This window comes from Mixta intestinalis (genome assembly GCF_009914055.1).
Taxonomy (GTDB): domain Bacteria; phylum Pseudomonadota; class Gammaproteobacteria; order Enterobacterales; family Enterobacteriaceae; genus Mixta; species Mixta intestinalis.
The window spans coordinates 3,724,936-3,741,979 of record NZ_CP028271.1 but is presented as its reverse complement, the minus strand read 5'-3'; the positions used below and the strand labels follow the sequence as shown (position 1 = coordinate 3,741,979).

Here is a 17,044-nt window from a genome sequence, read left to right as displayed (position 1 = left end):
CGTTGTCATCTGACCTGATATTCCGGCTTTGCCGGGTCCCCGAGCCTTGTAGAGAGTGGGGATTATGGTTTTATTTTTTTTTCATCGGGCGTTGCCAGCCCGATTTTTGAAGCTGTTCTTTACGGTTATAAACCAGGTCGTTTGCGGTAATATCTTTCATTACCGTGGTTCCGGCGGCGATGGTTGCACCGCTGGCTACCGAAACCGGTGCGACCAGTTGGGTATCGGAACCGACAAAAACATTGTCTCCGATAATCGTTTTAAACTTATTAGCGCCATCATAGTTGCAGGTAATGGTGCCTGCACCGATGTTTACATCGTCGCCAATCTCGGCATCGCCCAGGTAACTGAGGTGACCAGCTTTTGAGCCTTTGCCCAACGTCGCTTTCTTCATTTCAACAAAGTTGCCGACGTGTGCCGCTTCTCCCAGCTGGCTGCCGGGACGCAGACGGGCAAAAGGCCCTACGGTACAGGCCGGTGCCAGTTCAGCATCTTCAATTACGCTGTAGGGGCTGATTTCACAGCCGTCACCGATAACGCTGTTCTTAATGACGCAGCCCGCGCCAATTTTGACGTTGTGACCCAGCGTAACCTTACCTTCCAGAATCACATTGACATCAATCTCTACATCCTGACCGTGATGTAACTCGCCGCGCAGATCGAAGCGTGCCGGATCGCGCAACATCACACCCGCCAACAGCAGCTTTTCCGCCTGCTCAGCCTGATAGATACGCTCCAGCGTCGCCAGCTGCAAACGATTGTTAACGCCTTCCGTTTCGCTAATACGCGACGGCTGTACGGTTTCAATACGGCGGCCTTCCGCCCATGCCAGCGCAATGATATCGGTGATGTAATACTCACCCTGCGCATTATTGTTATTCAGCTGACCCAACCAGCGCTTCAGATCGCCGCCGTTGGCTACCAGGATACCGGTATTGATCTCCTGAATTGCCAGCTGTTGCGGTGAAGCATCTTTTTGCTCAACGATGCCGATAACCTGACCGTTTTCTCGCACGATGCGCCCGTAGCCGGTGGGGTTATCCAGCGTTACCGTTAACAGGCCGATGCCGCCTTCTGGTTTCGCCGCACGCAGCCGCGCCAGCGTATCAACCGTAATTAGCGGCACATCGCCATAGAGCATCAGGATATCTTCGTCATCGGCAAAGAAGGGCGCGGCCTGCTGCATAGCATGCCCGGTTCCTAACTGCTCCGCCTGCAATACCCAGTTTAGTGCCTCATCGCCCAGCATCGCCTTAAGGCGATCGCCGCCGTGACCGTAAACAAGGTTGATCATACGTGCACCAAGGCCTTTTGCGGCATCGATTACGTGTTGCACCATCGGCTTTCCAGCCAGCACATGCAGAACCTTAGGAAGGCTGGAATACATGCGGGTACCTTTGCCAGCGGCAAGGATCACCACGCTCATTGCGCTGTTCGACATAGCTATCCTGATTGAATTTTTTCAGATGAAAGTTAAACGGTTTCGCCCTGAGATTACTACATTTTTCTCATGTCAAAATTAACGGGCTTATACGCTATCGCAGCGAAAAAGGATGCACCGGAATCAAGGCTAATTACAATGAAAAATGGCTAATTTCAGCCGCTTAATTTTAGACGAGTAGCAAGACTGGAAGAAAAGGGTAGGGCAATAAAAAATGCCAGCCCATAAGAGCTGGCATCGAGGATGCTGTTAAGCCTGATTACATCGCTTTCTTAGTCAGCTCGATAACGCGCAGTTTGGCAATGGCTTTTGCCAGCTCTGCTGAAGCCTGTGCATAGTCCACATCGCCATGGGCCTTGTTCATATGCTCTTCAGCTTTGCGTTTCGCTTCCAGCGCACGCGCTTCATCAAGATCGGTACCGCGAATCGCTGTATCAGCCAGTACGGTAACCGAGCCCGCCTGAACTTCCAACACGCCGCCGGAAAGATAGATGAACTCTTCTTCGCCGTGCTGTTTAACGATATGCACCATACCAGGCTTAATGGCGGTCAGCAGCGGCGTATGGCCAGGGTAGATCCCTAACTCACCTTCGCTACCTGACACCTGAATCTTCTGCACCAGGCCGCTGAACATTTGCTTTTCAGCGCTGACCACATCCAGGTGATAAGTCATAGCCATAGTTAACCTCCCGGAAAACCGCCCCCTGCATTCAGGCCGTTTGGAATCTGCGGCTGGCCCGATGTATCAAAATCTGACACATCGGGATTAACTCGCTTACCGTGGCCTGATGACTCAGGGAAAGTAATTACAGTTTTTTCGCTTTTTCCACGGCTTCGTCGATGGAACCAACCATGTAGAAGGCCTGTTCTGGCAGGTGGTCAAATTCACCGTCCATAATACCTTTGAAGCCACGGATGGTGTCTTTCAGCGATACGTATTTACCCGGAGAACCGGTGAACACTTCTGCCACGAAGAACGGCTGAGACAGGAAGCGCTGAATTTTACGCGCACGAGCCACCAGCAGTTTGTCGTCTTCAGACAGCTCGTCCATACCAAGGATGGCGATAATGTCTTTCAGTTCCTGGTAACGCTGCAGAATAGACTGCACGCCACGCGCGGTATCGTAATGTTCCTGACCAACAACCAGCGGATCCAGCTGACGGCTGGTGGAATCCAGCGGGTCAACGGCCGGGTAGATACCCAGAGAAGCAATCTGACGGCTCAGGGTAACGGTAGAATCAAGGTGGGCGAAGGTGGTCGCTGGAGACGGGTCAGTCAAGTCATCCGCAGGAACGTAAACGGCCTGTACGGAGGTGATAGAACCAGTCTTGGTGGAGGTAATACGCTCCTGCAGCACACCCATCTCTTCCGCCAGCGTTGGCTGATAGCCTACTGCGGAAGGCATACGACCCAGCAGCGCTGATACTTCTGTACCCGCCAGGGTATAACGATAGATGTTATCGACGAACAGCAGTACGTCACGGCCTTCATCACGGAATTTTTCCGCCATAGTCAGGCCAGTCAATGCTACGCGCAGACGGTTGCCCGGCGGCTCGTTCATCTGACCATACACCAGGGAAACTTTATCCAGTACGTTGGATTCTGTCATTTCGTGGTAGAAGTCGTTACCTTCACGGGTACGTTCGCCCACGCCTGCGAATACAGAATAACCGGAGTGCTCGATCGCGATGTTACGGATCAGCTCCATCATGTTTACGGTTTTACCTACGCCCGCACCGCCGAACAAACCAACTTTACCGCCCTTAGCGAACGGACAAATCAGGTCGATAACCTTGATGCCGGTTTCCAGCAGCTCAGTAGAGCTGGAGAGCTCTTCGTAAGTAGGCGCTGCACGGTGAATAGACCAGTGCACCACGTCGCTGCCGTCTTCTTCTTTCAGCTCGCCTTTCATATCGATCGGCTCGCCCAGCACGTTCATGATACGGCCCAGGGTAGCTTTACCTACCGGAACCTGAATCGGCTGCTTAAGGTCGGTAACTTCGAGGCCGCGTTTCAGGCCGTCGGAAGTACCCATAGCGATAGTACGTACTACGCCGCCGCCCAGCTGCTGCTGCACTTCCAGCACCAGACGCGCATCACCATTTTTAACCTCAAGGGCGTTGTACACCTGTGGTACAGCGTCCTGAGGGAACTCGACGTCAACTACGGCGCCGATGATCTGGACAATCTTTCCAGTTGCCATCTTGAATCCTCTACCTAATTCGTTTCTACCCATTGTCGTTGTCCCTACGGCGAAGTCAGCGCCTGATGCGCAACTCGCTGTGGCGGCGGAAGGGCCGCGACAACGACGGGGTATACCTGGTTAAACCGCGGAGGCCCCCGAGACGATCTCGGTAAGTTCCTGGGTGATGCTGGCCTGACGAGCCTTGTTGTACACCAACTGCAGCTCTTTGATCAGGTTGCCGCCGTTATCGGTCGCCGCTTTCATCGCCACCATACGCGCGGCCTGTTCGCTGGCCAGGTTTTCTACAACACCCTGATAAACCTGTGATTCGACATAACGACGCAGCAGGGTATCCAGCAGCGATTTCGGATCCGGTTCGTACAGATAATCCCAGGTTTTACGCTTCAACTCTTCTTCCTCTTCCGCTGGCGGTAACGGCAGCAGTTGAGTAATGGTTGGCGTCTGGGACATGGTGTTGTTAAATTTGTTGCTGACCACATACAGCTTGTCGAGACGACCTTCGTCATAGGCCTGTAGCATAACTTTTACCGGGCCAATCAGCTCAGACAGGGATGGGTTATCGCCCATACCGGTCACCTGCGCCACGACATTGCCGCCAACAGAACCGAAGAAAGCCAGCCCCTTGGAACCGATAATCGCCAGATCGCTCTGGACGCCTTTATCAGACCAGGTTTTCATCTCTGCCAGCAATTTTTTGAACAGGTTAATGTTCAAACCACCACAAAGCCCGCGGTCGGTAGAAACGACCAAATAGCCGACGCGCTTAACGTCGCGCTCTTCCAGGTAAGGGTGCTTGTATTCCAGATTACCCAACGCAATGTGACCAATCACTTTGCGCATGGTTTCTGCATACGGACGGCTGGCCGCCATGCGTTCCTGCGTTTTACGCATTTTGGAGGCGGCGACCATTTCCATCGCTTTAGTGATCTTCTGCGTATTTTTTACGCTTCCGATCTTGTTACGTATCTCTTTTGCGCCGGCCATTAGCTTCTCCTCAAAGCCTTGCGGCCTGCCTTTTCAGACAAGCCGCCAGACATTACCAGGACTGGGTTGCTTTAAACGTTTCGAGGATGCCTTTCAGCTTCTCTTCGATTTCGTTGTTGTAGTTACCAGTTTGGTTGATTTCCTGCATCAGCTCGGCATGTTCGCGATCGGCATACGCCAGCAGCGCAGCTTCAAAGCTACCGATTTTCGCCAGTTCGACGTCGTTCAGGTAACCACGTTCAGCAGCAAACAGCACCAGACCCTGCTGGGCAACGGACATCGGAGCATACTGTTTCTGTTTCAGCAGCTCGGTCACTTTCTGACCATGGCTCAGCTGTTTACGGGTTGCATCATCCAGATCGGAAGCGAACTGAGAGAACGCCGCCAGTTCACGATACTGTGCCAGCGCGGTACGAATACCACCGGACAGTTTCTTGACGATCTTGGTCTGTGCAGCACCACCAACACGGGATACGGAGATACCCGGGTTAACAGCCGGACGAATACCGGAGTTGAACAGGTTTGATTCCAGGAAGATCTGACCATCGGTAATGGAGATTACGTTGGTCGGAACGAACGCGGAAACGTCACCCGCCTGCGTTTCGATGATCGGCAGGGCGGTCAGCGAGCCGGTTTTACCTTTCACTTCACCTTTGGTAAAGGCTTCAACATATTCAGCGTTGACACGAGAAGCACGTTCCAGCAGACGGGAGTGGAGGTAGAACACGTCGCCAGGGAACGCTTCACGTCCAGGTGGACGACGAAGCAGCAGAGAAATCTGACGATAAGCAACGGCCTGCTTGGACAGGTCATCATAAACAATCAGTGCATCTTCGCCGCGATCACGGAAGTATTCACCCATGGCGCAACCTGCATAAGGTGCCAGGTATTGCAGCGCAGCAGATTCAGAAGCGGACGCAACCACCACGATGGTGTTAGCCAGCGCGCCGTGCTCTTCCAGTTTACGCACCACGTTAGCAATGGTGGACGCTTTCTGGCCGATAGCGACGTAGACGCACTTAATGCCGGAATCACGCTGGTTGATGATGGCATCGATTGCCAGCGCGGTTTTACCGGTCTGACGGTCACCGATGATCAGCTCACGCTGGCCACGGCCGATTGGAATCATCGCATCGACAGATTTGTAGCCAGTCTGAACCGGCTGGTCAACGGATTGACGCTCGATAACGCCCGGCGCGATAACTTCGACCGGAGAGAAACCGTCATGCTCAACCGGACCTTTACCGTCGATAGCTTCACCCAGGGTGTTAACCACGCGGCCCAGCAGGCCACGGCCAACCGGTACTTCCAGAATACGGCCAGTACATTTAACCTTCATGCCTTCGGCGAGGTCAGAGTAAGGACCCATGACTACCGCACCTACGGAGTCGCGCTCCAGGTTGAGAGCGATAGCGTAACGGTTGCCCGGCAGCGCGATCATTTCACCCTGCATAACATCGGCCAGGCCGTGTACGCGAATGATGCCGTCGCTGACGGAAACGATAGTACCTTCATTGTGAGCTTCGCTCACGACATTGAACTGAGCAATGCGCTGCTTGATCAGTTCGCTGATTTCGGTGGAATTCAGTTGCATATGCTCCAGTCCCCTTAAGACTGCAAGACGTCTGCCAGACGCTCAAGACGGCCACGAATACTGCCATCAATGACCATATCACCCGCTCGGATGATAACGCCTGCCATTACAGACTTATCGATTTTGCAATTCAGCTTAACTTTGCGTGACAGACGCTTTTCCATTGCGACGCTGATTTTGGTCAGCTGCTCGTCGCTCAGCGCACTGGCAGAGATGACTTCAACTTCAGCGGTCGCCTCCCAGGCGTCACGCAGTTGAATGTACTGCTCCAGTACGGCTGGCAGCGCGGACAGACGTCCATTTTCCGCCATAACCTTGATAAGGTTCTGACCTGCTTCGTCGAGTTGGTCACCACAGACTGCGATGAACGAGGCGGCTAACGTTTCCGGTGCCATCGCACCGGAAATCAATTCGGCCATCTGTTCGTTGCGAGCGACTTCTGCAGCGAACGCCAGCATTTGCTGCCAACGGTCGATGCTTTGATGCTCAACGGCAAAGTCAAAAGCTGCTTTGGCGTAGGGGCGAGCTACAGTGATTAGTTCAGACATCAGCCCCTCCCTCCTTACAGTTCAGCGACCAGTTTATCTACGATGTCGCTGTTAGCAGCTTCATCCACGGAACGTTCGATGATTTTCTCGGCGCCGGCCACGGCCAGCATCGCGACTTGCTTACGCAACTCTTCACGTGCACGTTTACGCTCAGCGTCAATTTCCGCCTGCGCCTGTGCCACGATCTTGTTACGTTCCTGCTCAGCTTCAGCTTTCACTTCGTCCAGGATCTGAGCGCGGCGTTTGTTCGCCTGCTCGATAATAACCTGAGCTTCTTCTTTCGCTTTTTTCAGCTGGTCGGTCGCAGTTGCCTGTGCAAGATCCAAATCTTTTTTGGCGCGTTCTGCAGAAGCAAGGCCTTCAGCGACTTCTTTCTGGCGCTTTTCGATGGCAGCCATAATCGGCGGCCATACGTACTTCATGCAGAACAGGACAAACAGGACGAACGCGATGGCCTGGCCGAGGATTGTTGCGTTAAGGTTCACAGCACAATGCCTCTCGTTAAGTTAACTTACTCTGCCGTTATCATAGACAACCTGCAGAATCTGCTCATCGTCTGACGGTTAACGCCAGGCCGATGAACTCGTGTTTGGCCGCTTAACCCGCGACGGCAAACATCACGTACAGACCCAGACCTACAGCGATCATCGGGATAGCATCCACCAGACCCATAACAATAAAGAACTGCGTACGCAGCAGAGGAATCAGATCCGGCTGACGCGCAGCGCCTTCCAGGAATTTACCTCCGAGGATGCCGATACCGATCGCAGCACCGATTGCCGCCAGGCCCATCATCACAGCGGCAGCCATGTACAGCAGATCCATATTCAGGTTTTCCATGACAGTCTCCAGTTTGTTTCAGTTAAAACGCAGTAGTGTTATTAAAAAATCAATGCTCTTCGGATGCCATCGACAGATAGACAATCGTCAAGACCATGAAAATGAAAGCCTGTAGCGAAATGATCAGGATGTGGAAAATGGCCCATGGCACACTCAGAACCCACTGTGACCACCACGGCAACAGACCCGCAATCAGGATAAAGATCAGTTCACCCGCATACATGTTGCCGAACAGTCGCAGACCGAGAGAAACCGGTTTGGCCAGCAGGCTTACCCCTTCAAGGATTAAGTTGATGGGAATGAAAAGCGGATGGTTAAAGGGTTGCAGGGTCAGCTCCTTAGCAAAACCACCAACACCTTTCATTTTGATGCTGTAGAACAGGATCAAAATAAAGACGCCCAGTGCCATGGAGAGCGTGACGTTAACGTCAGCGGACGGTACCACGCGTAACGCTGGCAGACCGAACACATGCTCGCCGATATATGGCAGGAAATCGATTGGCAGCAGATCCATAAAGTTCATCAGGAAAACCCAGACGAAAATGGTCAGCGCCAGCGGGGCGATAAGTTTGCTTTTACCGTGGTACATATCGCGGACATTGCCGTCAACGAAACCCACCACCATCTCAATAGCTGCCTGCAATTTCCCCGGCACGCCGCTGGTAACGCTGTTGGCTACCTTACGGAACAGCACCAGGAAAATCAGACCCAGCACCACGGAGAAAAACATGGAATCAATATTTAATACCCAGAACGTCGCCGGAGCGTCGTGCGGATTCACCAGCTCGAAAGTACGCAGGTCCAACTGAAGGTTACTCAGGTGGTGACCTATGTAATCTTGCGGAGTAGAGATTTCTCCTGCAGCCATGATGCCTCTTACCCTTTGTTGTTAATTACAGCCGGTGCAACAATCTGAACCACCAGCACCGATAACCAGGTCAGCCCGACCGGCATAAACACCGCATCAAGCACACCCAGCGCCAGAATGAGCAAAAAAATGGTGACAAACACTTTCAGCGCTTCGCCGAGCGCAAAACTCCAGGCAATACGCCCTTTAGCCGGTGCTTGTGCGCCCAGGCGCCAGGCCAAAATCACAAACAACACGTTTGGCAGCCAGGCTGCCAGCCCACCAGCGATAGCAGATGCGCCCCACGTAATATCTTTAAAGGCAAAAAAGATCGCGCCGATAACGAACAGAGTCGCCAGCTGCCACAGCAGCACCGTTCGGGCTAATTTCACACTGTAAAGAGACACTGACATGACGCTGAAACTCTCCTGCCCCGTTCGGGGTATGTCGCGTGTCGTATAAAACTGCCTTTGCTCTTTTGAGTCAAGCAGCAAAAAACGAGCAAATTATACGGGCCGCACCTGCGATTTCAATCGATAAGTAGCGAAAAGGTGAACAATTATTTAAATTTCTTTCCACAGCCCTATTTTTTAAAAATCTGAAGTGCAAATTACGCCGTACCGAGTACAACATTTCCGTCAAATTTACGCTCATAAAGCGTGCGATAGATCACAATTCATTAATATGATGATGATATAGTGTTCAGGATTTGTCTTAGCTAATTGAGCGAAAGGCCGGGTAAAAACGTTTGAACTCATGATGTTAAACAAGGAAATTGTCTTTTTTCCTGCAAATGACGATAAAAAGGGCAGTTTGACATCCTGTTGAAAACTTATATAGCCAAAATATCGCGTCTTACGGCGCGTGATTAGGCCGCACTATTTCTCTGCGTTACGCATTATTGTCGAATTCTTTTTTTGTTAAGTAAAATCAGTGATAATATTTTGTGAATATAAAGTTAAATACTACCAGAAGTTTCAGATAATTTCCGCGCCTGATTTTGCCTCTATTGCAACAATAATTATTCGGCTAAGACATGAAAAAAGAGGGTTTAAACGGTCACTTTTCCACCAATTAAACCGTCAAAATTATCGCTTTGCCACCGTCACGCTGGTGGCAAAACAATCAACATTTCTGAATAGTCACCAGATGACGTTCCCCTTCCAGCTCAGGAACCTTTAACGCCACAATATCGGTTACGTGAAACTGTAACGGTAGCGCAGCGATCTCATCGTCAGGGCGTTGTCCTTTCAGAGCATAAAAACGGCCCTGCACCGCCGGTAAATGATGGCACCAGTTCACCATGTCGCTCAATGAAGCAAAAGCACGACTGATAACGCCATCAAAAGGCGGCTCCGCATTAAAGGCTTCAACACGGCTCTGTACTGGCTCAACGTTAGTCAGACCCAGAGCAAACTGCACCTGTCGTAAGAAGCGTACGCGCTTGCCCAGGCTGTCCAGCAGAGTGAAATGCGCCTGTGGACGCACTATCGCCAGAGGAATTCCCGGCAGGCCCGGCCCCGTACCGACATCGATAAAGCGCTCCCCTTCCAGCCACGGATTGACCACGATACTGTCGAGGATGTGACGCACCAGCATCTCCTGCGGATCGCGTACCGACGTCAGGTTGTAGGCTTTATTCCATTTATGCAGCAGCTCAACGTAACCCACCAGCTGCTGTTTTTGCTGATCGGACAGAGAAATATTGGCTGCGCTGAGCAGCTGAGTGAGTTTATTTATCACAACGTCTTCCAGTCACTAAAGGCGGTTAGTACCGATGCGCAAAACATGAAATACAGGTCAGCTGCCAGCCGGACAGCACAAGCTGACCGGCGACAGAGTCAGGGCGGATATCGCCCTGTGATTATGCGCTTTTACGCAGCAATCCCTGTTTCTTCAGGTAAATCAGCAGAATAGAAATTGCGGCTGGCGTGATGCCGGAAATACGTGATGCCTGACCAATAGATCCCGGTTTGTGATCGTTCAGCTTGGCGATCACTTCGTTCGACAGTCCGCTAACGTTGCGGTAATCCAGATCGATCGGCAACAGGGTATTCTCATTGCGCAGCTGGCGTTCAATCTCTTCCTGCTGACGCGCAATGTACCCTTCATATTTCACCTGAATCTCAACCTGTTCCGCCGCCTGCTCATCGGCCAGCGCCGGGCCAAAACCGTTGAGCGTCACCAGACGTGCATAGGTCATTTCCGGACGACGCAGCAGATCTTCGCCGCTTGCCTCTTTGGTCAGTGGCGTATTCAGCGCGGCGTTGACCGTCTCAATATCATCTGACTTCGGATGCACGTGAATATCACGCAGGCGCTGACGCTCACGTTCGATATTTTCCAGCTTCTGGTTGAAGCGCGCCCAGCGGGCATCATCGACCAGGCCCAGCTCACGGGCGGTTTCTGTCAGACGCAGGTCGGCGTTATCTTCACGCAGCATCAGGCGATATTCAGCGCGTGAGGTAAACATACGGTACGGCTCTTTAGTGCCGAGCGTACAAAGATCGTCCACCAGCACACCAAGGTAAGCCTGATCGCGACGCGGTGCCCAGGTTTCTTTGTCGGCAGAGAGACGTCCGGCATTCAGACCAGCCAGCATGCCCTGCGCCGCCGCCTCTTCATAGCCAGTAGTGCCGTTGATTTGTCCGGCAAAGAACAGGCCCTGAATAAATTTACTTTCCAGCGTCGGTTTCAGGTCACGCGGATCGAAGAAATCATACTCGATAGCATAACCGGGACGAACGATTTTGGCGTTTTCCATCCCTTTCATCGAGCGCACAATCTGCATCTGCACATCAAACGGCAGGCTGGTGGAGATGCCGTTCGGATAAATTTCGTTGCTGGTTAATCCTTCCGGCTCAAGGAAGATTTGGTGAGCGTTGCGATCGGCAAAGCGCATCACTTTATCTTCGATCGACGGACAGTAGCGCGGGCCAATCCCTTCGATCACACCAGCATACATCGGGCTGCGATCGAGATTATTACGGATCACCTCATGAGTCTGCTCATTGGTGTAGGTGATGTAGCAGGGCATTTGCTGCGGATGCTGCGATACATCGCCCATAAACGAGAACACCGGCATCGGGTTGTCGCCATGCTGAGGCGCAAGCACGCTGAAGTCGATGGTGCGAGCGTCGATACGCGGCGGCGTACCGGTTTTCAGTCGGCTAACGCGCAACGGCAGTTCGCGCAAACGACGAGCCAGCGGAATGGAAGGCGGATCGCCCGCACGCCCACCGCTGTAATTATCAAGACCGATATGAATTTTACCATCAAGGAAAGTGCCAACCGTCAGCACAACGGCGCGTGCACGAAACTTCAGCCCCATCTGGGTAACGGCACCAACGACACGATCGTTTTCCACAATCAGATCGTCTACCGCCTGCTGAAAGATCATCAGGTTCGGCTGGTTCTCCAGCGCAGTGCGTACCGCCTGACGGTAAAGCACCCGGTCAGCCTGAGCGCGAGTGGCGCGTACGGCAGGCCCTTTGCTTGCGTTTAGTATCCTAAACTGGATGCCGGCACGATCGATCGCGCTGGCCATCAGGCCGCCCATCGCATCCACTTCTTTCACCAGATGTCCCTTTCCGATGCCGCCGATCGCCGGATTGCAGGACATTTGTCCAAGCGTATCGATGTTATGGGTTAACAGCAGCGTTTGTTGACCCATCCGCGCTGCGGCCATTGCGGCTTCTGTGCCTGCATGACCACCGCCAATGACGATGACGTCAAAAGGATCGGGATAAAACATGGGAAGTACCTCGTTAGTGTTCGATCAGGGATCGTTGCCCTGGGGCGTGGATTCTACTCAAATTCATGGCATGACGAAAGCGCCGGGATCGTCGGGTAATTAAAAGAAAGATCTTATTCTTTAAAGGATCTCTTTGTTAGATCTCTTATTAGGATCGCCTGTTTCTGTGGATAAGCTGATTTTTGCATGGATTATCAGGCGGTTGATCAGGATCGTTTACTGTGAATGATCGGTGATCCTGATCCGTATAAGCTGGGATCGAAATGGCGAGTTATACACAGAGCAAAAAAGCATCACGGGTTATACTTGGGATAACTACCGGTTATCAGACCGTATTTAGCATGGTTATCCACAAGTTTGCACAGGATCCAGATATAAAAAAGAGAAGAATCTGCTGGGGATCAACCGAAAAAAGCGTGGTGATCCCAGCCGCGATCGGACGATCTAGAGCAAAGGTCGCCAGTTTTCCAGCCAGGCCTCAGCCGGATCTTCCGGGATCTCATGTTCCAGTACGTTAATTTCCAGTCTTTCACCGATGCGCTGTGCACCGAGCGCGATAAGCAAACGGTCAATATGTTTGATCGCGCCGCAAAAGAGATCGTATTCGCGGTTGCCAATGCCGATAGCGCCGAAACGCAAACCGGAGAGATCGGGGCGCAGCTGTTCCAGCTCATCATAAAGCGGCTGAAGGTTATCAGGCAGTTCACCTGCACCATGTGTAGAGCTGACCACCAGCCATACGCCCTGTAAAGGCAGCTCTTCCAGAGACGGCCCGTGCAGCGTCTCGGTTGTCAGGCCTGCTTCTTCCAGCTTATCCGCCAGATGCTCTGCTACATATTCTGCACTACCCAGAGTGCTGCCGCTGATAAGGGTGATATCTGCCATTGTGCGATCCTGCAACGTGCTGTTATCAAGAGCGGGCATTGTACGCTGTGATCAGGCTGGGATCTACCTGTGGAAAACAAGATGATGAATGACGGGAGACCAGGTGGATCCGCTTTTAGCAAGCGGCACCACGAGGAGGATAACTTTATGCACAGATCATGGCTTGATGGTGCGCATGATCGGGTTTTGCAGCGAGATCAGCGTTTCCGTTGACTGAATTTCGTCAATGGTCTGGATCTTGTTAATCAGCACCTGCTGAAGCGCATCGATGGAGCGGCACATCACCTTAATGAAAATGCTGTAGTGTCCGGTGGTATACCAGGCCTCAACCACCTCATCCAGTTCTTCCAGTCTGGCGAGAGCTGCCGGATAGTCACGCGCGCTCTTTAAAATAATGCCGATAAAGCAACAAACGTCATAGCCCAGTCGCCGGGGATCGATTTCCACGCGCGTGCCCTTAATGATGCCAGCCTGACGCATTTTCTCCACGCGGACATGAATGGTGCCGGGGCTGACGTTAAATTGCTTGGCCAGTTCAGCGTAGGCGGTACGGGCATTATCCAGCAGCGCATTAAGGATCCCGCGATCCAGATTATCGAGTTGTAGCGTTTCTGCCACGTTTCGCTCCACTTTTGGCTAACGGAAGGGGATGGCTGACCGGAGCATCATGCTCCGTCAGCATAAAGGCATCCTACCTTTGCCGGAAAAGATTGCAAAGGCAAAGCTGCAGAGGCTGGTTCAACGTTTCCAGCGGCGCAGCAGGCGCTGCCGCAGGCTGGTATCAAAACGCCAGATATGATCGAAAATACGCAGAATGCCTGGCTTGCCGTGCGCTGACATGGCGACAGCATGGAAGCGCTGTTGCTGATGTTGTTGCTGGTGGTGAACCGATTTAATAAGCGGTTCCGGCAATCGCTGGGCGATAAAGTCAGAGACGATCACCGCATCCGCCTCGCGCCACGCTTCGCGCTGTAGCCGTTGCAGTACCGTATCCAGGCAGGCGGCAAGATCGGTGCCGCCGCGGAATCGCTGGTTGAGGAAGCGAATCGCCTGCGCGATACCATCTTCTGCCGTCAGCTCATAGCCAATCACCTGATGGGCAAACAGCATGACATAACAGCGGCGCTTGTCGGCCAGCGCGATTTTCAGCAGCGCCAGACAAAATGCTTTCGCGCAGCGTTCGTTAAAGCCGCCCATTGAGCCTGAAGTATCAACGCAGATAATAAACGGACCTTTGGGGTAAGGCTGCTGCTGTTGATGGCTGACCGGTCGCTGTATCACCTTTTCATGCCAGCTTTCTCCCTGTAGACGATAGGTCAGCAGCCGCTTCTCCACCAGTCGCCGGTAGAACTCCAGTTCCAGCTCGCTGATGCCAAGCGTTGCCAGCTCGGTAGGCAGCAGGCGCAACACATCTTCACTTTGATGCAGGCCGTTAACCTCTTCCGGGACGTTATCGGGCTGATGTACCGGCTGACGAAAGGTTTCCGGCGGTGCCTCCTGCGCCGGGGCTGATTTAGCATCCCGGCTGCGGCCCAGCTGCTGCGCCAGCTTCATCAGCTCCGGCTGTCCGGCAAGAAATTCACCATATTCCACCAGCTGCTGATAGTCATCGTGCTGTAGCGGCGCGGCGCTCAGATCCCACAGGCGTCCTGCCGAAGTTTCATCGTTTTCCGACAGCAAGGGTGCCAGCTGCCCGCTCAGCGCCATACGCTGTTGCAGCTCGGCCAGCAATTTTTCCCGCTGTTGCTCCAGCAGATGTTCATTTAACGTCATGGTTTGCAGCGTCAGGCTAAGCCGCCAGCGCTGCAGGAACAGCGTATGCTGCGCCGGACTAAGCTGGTTCTCGCTGTGTGCCGTTAACGTCTGGGCCTGCTCGCTAAAGGGAGAGGCAAGGCGTTCCAGCTCGGCCAGTAAAGAGGGAAGCGTCCGGGTAAATGCGCTCAGGCTCAGCGTTTGATGATGCTGAAACAGGCGAAACTCCTGCTTCAGCGCTTCCGGCACCGGCGTGGCTTTCAGGTCTTCTCCTGCTTCCGCCTTCCAGTAAGGCAGATCGCGCAGCAGAGACTTCTTCATGCCGGGAAATTTTTCGAAAAACAGCACCAGCTGCGGCGATGCCAGCAGTGTGATAGCCAGATCTTCAACCAGCTGACTCTGGCTTATCGACAGTAAGGTGCTTATGGTATCCAGCGAAATCATTGTCTGGCTTTTTTCAGCTGCTCAGCCACATCCTGTAGGCTGTTTTCAATACGCGCCAGCCAGTCATCGCTGATAAACAGGCAACGCTGATGCTGGTTGAACAGTGTCCGTTGCGCTCGCAGCTGGATTTCCAGCGCGTCCAGCGCATCGCTAATTTCAGCCGGCAGAGCTTCATTGCTAAGTTCAGCCGGCAGCGCTAGGCGGGAGGATTGCAGGCTGATATCACGCAGCGTCAGACAGTCACTGCTGTCTATTTGTATATCCAGTGTCTGGGCAAAACCGATGCCGTTCAGTTTGCCGCGCACTTCGCCGCCTTTCTGTAGCCACTGCTGCAACGCGTCACGCATTATCACCACATGAGTTACCTGGATATCGTGCAGCGTCAGCGGCTGTTGCAGCATCAGCGTCAGCGAATCGTCGCGCAGCGAGGCTGGCAGCTCATAGTGTGCTTTGCGGCTAAACATGCCGCCATGCTTTTCCAGCTTAACTGCCCGATCGAGACTTTGCTGTTGAGAAAGCGCCAGACGACGCGCTTTAATCCGCTGTAGCGCGATCAGCATCGGTTGCTGCTGCCACGCCTGCTGGGTGATCAGGCTATCGATTTCCCGATCCAGTAATGTCATGGAAGGCAGATCGTGCCAGAGGCAATCTTTCAGCAGAATCAGATCTACCGGGGCGATCGCCTGTCGGCCACTGAAAAAAGCGCTGGCCTGTAACAGATGGAGGGCCTTTTTCCAGCGGCGATCGGAAATATAAGGTGCTTCTGGCAGTACCTCCAGCCGCTGACGCAGCTGATAAATCAGTTCAAACACCGACTCCGGCAGGGCAACCTGGCTGATGCTGGCCTGCCATTGCTGATACTCTTCATCTGTAATACAGAGCGTGCTCTCTACCGGATTAGCATTGTCATCCTGCTGGTGGAGAAGCATATTGCGGAAGTTATGCTTTTCATGGACGTTGTCCAGCCACAGGCGAATTAGCATCCGGTCATACAGTGCCTCCAGGCCGCTGTCCGTTTCGGGAAGCTCGTTAGAGGCGGCTACCAGCAGACGCATTGGGATGCTTTCTTCCGTGTCGCCGTTGCGAAAGCGGCGTTCGTTGATGGCGGTAAGGAGGGTATTCAGAATGGCCGGGCCCGCTTTCCAGATCTCATCCAGGAAGACGATCTCTGCATCGGGAAGGTAGCCTTTGGTGAGTCGTTGATAGCGCCCTTCATCTTTTAGCGCCTGAATGGAAAGAGGACCAAAAACTTCCTCCGGCGTGGAAAAACGCGTCATCAGATACTCAAAGGCCCGCGCATGCTGGAAGGCATACTTCAGTCGACGGGCTATCAGGCTTTTGGCGATGCCCGGCGGCCCCAGCAGAAAAACGCTTTCTCCACTGAGCGCGGCGAGCAGACAGAGGCGTATCGCATGATGTCGCTCATACAGGCCTTTTTCTAACGCATTGCTGAGACGTGAAATTCTTTCCGCCAGTAAATGTGGTTGAGCCATAATCAGTCAATTATCCTGTTACTACTGCACACGCATTAACCCGATCGGCGGGCGCAAACACTACGGGCTATCATGCTTGAAAGCTTTGATAGCCGTCAGCTTTTTTATCATGAAAGGGTGAAGCAGCGCTTTTATTGCCAATGATTATCAAAGCTTCCCGCTGCTTCGGGGGTGGGCTTTTATATAAATTTAGGCATACTGTGCGCTTTTTGATGGCCTGAGCCGTGCGCGCGTATGCGTCGCTGCGCTCCAACA

The 17,044-nt window shown here is 53.0% G+C and carries 16 protein-coding genes; all 16 read right to left on the bottom strand.

What is annotated here, in order from left to right; genetic code table 11:
• Positions 1-70: 70 nt before the first annotated feature.
• The 16 genes from glmU to ravA all read right to left on the bottom strand — a co-directional run bounded on the left by glmU (position 71) and on the right by ravA (position 16,789).
• The gene (gene glmU / locus C7M51_RS17415) at positions 71-1,441 is read right to left on the bottom strand and encodes a bifunctional UDP-N-acetylglucosamine diphosphorylase/glucosamine-1-phosphate N-acetyltransferase GlmU (RefSeq protein WP_160622818.1); all 1,371 of its coding nucleotides are present in this window, start codon (positions 1,439-1,441) and stop codon (positions 71-73) included.
• Between the two features lie 259 nt (positions 1,442-1,700).
• Complete coding sequence (locus C7M51_RS17410; protein ID WP_160622817.1) at positions 1,701-2,120, bottom strand: F0F1 ATP synthase subunit epsilon; 420 nt, start codon at positions 2,118-2,120, stop codon at positions 1,701-1,703.
• 127 nt (positions 2,121-2,247) lie between these two features.
• Complete coding sequence (atpD, locus tag C7M51_RS17405; RefSeq protein ID WP_160622816.1) at positions 2,248-3,645, bottom strand: F0F1 ATP synthase subunit beta; 1,398 nt, start codon at positions 3,643-3,645, stop codon at positions 2,248-2,250.
• Between the two features lie 120 nt (positions 3,646-3,765).
• On the bottom strand, positions 3,766-4,632 hold the full coding sequence (atpG, locus tag C7M51_RS17400; RefSeq protein ID WP_160622815.1) for a F0F1 ATP synthase subunit gamma: 867 nt from the start codon (positions 4,630-4,632) through the stop codon (positions 3,766-3,768).
• A gap of 52 nt (positions 4,633-4,684) precedes the next feature.
• Complete coding sequence (gene atpA / locus C7M51_RS17395; protein WP_160622814.1) at positions 4,685-6,226, bottom strand: F0F1 ATP synthase subunit alpha; 1,542 nt, start codon at positions 6,224-6,226, stop codon at positions 4,685-4,687.
• Positions 6,227-6,240: 14 nt separating this feature from the next.
• Positions 6,241-6,774 (bottom strand): F0F1 ATP synthase subunit delta, encoded by a 534-nt coding sequence (gene atpH / locus C7M51_RS17390; protein WP_160622813.1) that lies wholly within the window; start codon positions 6,772-6,774, stop codon positions 6,241-6,243.
• A gap of 14 nt (positions 6,775-6,788) precedes the next feature.
• Positions 6,789-7,259: a F0F1 ATP synthase subunit B gene (gene atpF, locus C7M51_RS17385; RefSeq protein WP_103060313.1), complete on the bottom strand. Its 471-nt coding sequence runs from the start codon at positions 7,257-7,259 to the stop codon at positions 6,789-6,791.
• Positions 7,260-7,371: 112 nt separating this feature from the next.
• Positions 7,372-7,614 (bottom strand): F0F1 ATP synthase subunit C, encoded by a 243-nt coding sequence (gene atpE, locus C7M51_RS17380; RefSeq protein WP_108900914.1) that lies wholly within the window; start codon positions 7,612-7,614, stop codon positions 7,372-7,374.
• Between the two features lie 49 nt (positions 7,615-7,663).
• Positions 7,664-8,482 (bottom strand): F0F1 ATP synthase subunit A, encoded by an 819-nt coding sequence (gene atpB, locus C7M51_RS17375; RefSeq protein WP_160622812.1) that lies wholly within the window; start codon positions 8,480-8,482, stop codon positions 7,664-7,666.
• Between the two features lie 8 nt (positions 8,483-8,490).
• Positions 8,491-8,874 carry a F0F1 ATP synthase subunit I gene (gene atpI, locus C7M51_RS17370; RefSeq protein WP_160622811.1) on the bottom strand — a complete coding sequence of 128 codons (384 nt, stop codon included), beginning with the start codon at positions 8,872-8,874 and terminating at the stop codon, positions 8,491-8,493.
• 712 nt (positions 8,875-9,586) lie between these two features.
• Entirely contained in the window at positions 9,587-10,204 is a 618-nt protein-coding gene (gene rsmG, locus C7M51_RS17365; protein ID WP_160622810.1) for a 16S rRNA (guanine(527)-N(7))-methyltransferase RsmG, read from the bottom strand.
• A gap of 121 nt (positions 10,205-10,325) precedes the next feature.
• Positions 10,326-12,215 (bottom strand): tRNA uridine-5-carboxymethylaminomethyl(34) synthesis enzyme MnmG, encoded by a 1,890-nt coding sequence (mnmG, locus tag C7M51_RS17360; RefSeq protein WP_160622809.1) that lies wholly within the window; start codon positions 12,213-12,215, stop codon positions 10,326-10,328.
• 444 nt (positions 12,216-12,659) lie between these two features.
• Complete coding sequence (gene mioC / locus C7M51_RS17355) at positions 12,660-13,100, bottom strand: FMN-binding protein MioC (RefSeq protein ID WP_160622808.1); 441 nt, start codon at positions 13,098-13,100, stop codon at positions 12,660-12,662.
• A 156-nt stretch (positions 13,101-13,256) separates the two neighbouring features.
• The gene (gene asnC / locus C7M51_RS17350) at positions 13,257-13,718 is read right to left on the bottom strand and encodes a transcriptional regulator AsnC (RefSeq protein WP_160622807.1); all 462 of its coding nucleotides are present in this window, start codon (positions 13,716-13,718) and stop codon (positions 13,257-13,259) included.
• Positions 13,719-13,838: 120 nt separating this feature from the next.
• Positions 13,839-15,296, bottom strand: coding sequence for an ATPase RavA stimulator ViaA (gene viaA, locus C7M51_RS17345; protein WP_160622806.1), 1,458 nt, complete (start codon positions 15,294-15,296; stop codon positions 13,839-13,841).
• Positions 15,293-16,789 carry an ATPase RavA gene (gene ravA / locus C7M51_RS17340; protein WP_160622805.1) on the bottom strand — a complete coding sequence of 499 codons (1,497 nt, stop codon included), beginning with the start codon at positions 16,787-16,789 and terminating at the stop codon, positions 15,293-15,295. The genes viaA and ravA overlap by 4 nt, the downstream gene beginning before the upstream one ends.
• Positions 16,790-17,044 lie beyond the last annotated feature (255 nt).

Coding starts and splice junctions, on each gene's coding strand:
- atpD (WP_160622816.1), bottom strand. CDS start 3,645: ATGGCAACTGGAAAGATTGTCCAGATCATCGGCGCCGTAGTTGACGTC.
- glmU (WP_160622818.1), bottom strand. CDS start 1,441: ATGTCGAACAGCGCAATGAGCGTGGTGATCCTTGCCGCTGGCAAAGGT.
- mioC (WP_160622808.1), bottom strand. CDS start 13,100: ATGGCAGATATCACCCTTATCAGCGGCAGCACTCTGGGTAGTGCAGAA.
- mnmG (WP_160622809.1), bottom strand. CDS start 12,215: ATGTTTTATCCCGATCCTTTTGACGTCATCGTCATTGGCGGTGGTCAT.
- atpI (WP_160622811.1), bottom strand. CDS start 8,874: ATGTCAGTGTCTCTTTACAGTGTGAAATTAGCCCGAACGGTGCTGCTG.
- atpA (WP_160622814.1), bottom strand. CDS start 6,226: ATGCAACTGAATTCCACCGAAATCAGCGAACTGATCAAGCAGCGCATT.
- atpE (WP_108900914.1), bottom strand. CDS start 7,614: ATGGAAAACCTGAATATGGATCTGCTGTACATGGCTGCCGCTGTGATG.
- C7M51_RS17410 (WP_160622817.1), bottom strand. CDS start 2,120: ATGGCTATGACTTATCACCTGGATGTGGTCAGCGCTGAAAAGCAAATG.
- atpB (WP_160622812.1), bottom strand. CDS start 8,482: ATGGCTGCAGGAGAAATCTCTACTCCGCAAGATTACATAGGTCACCAC.
- atpG (WP_160622815.1), bottom strand. CDS start 4,632: ATGGCCGGCGCAAAAGAGATACGTAACAAGATCGGAAGCGTAAAAAAT.
- ravA (WP_160622805.1), bottom strand. CDS start 16,789: ATGGCTCAACCACATTTACTGGCGGAAAGAATTTCACGTCTCAGCAAT.
- atpH (WP_160622813.1), bottom strand. CDS start 6,774: ATGTCTGAACTAATCACTGTAGCTCGCCCCTACGCCAAAGCAGCTTTT.
- viaA (WP_160622806.1), bottom strand. CDS start 15,296: ATGATTTCGCTGGATACCATAAGCACCTTACTGTCGATAAGCCAGAGT.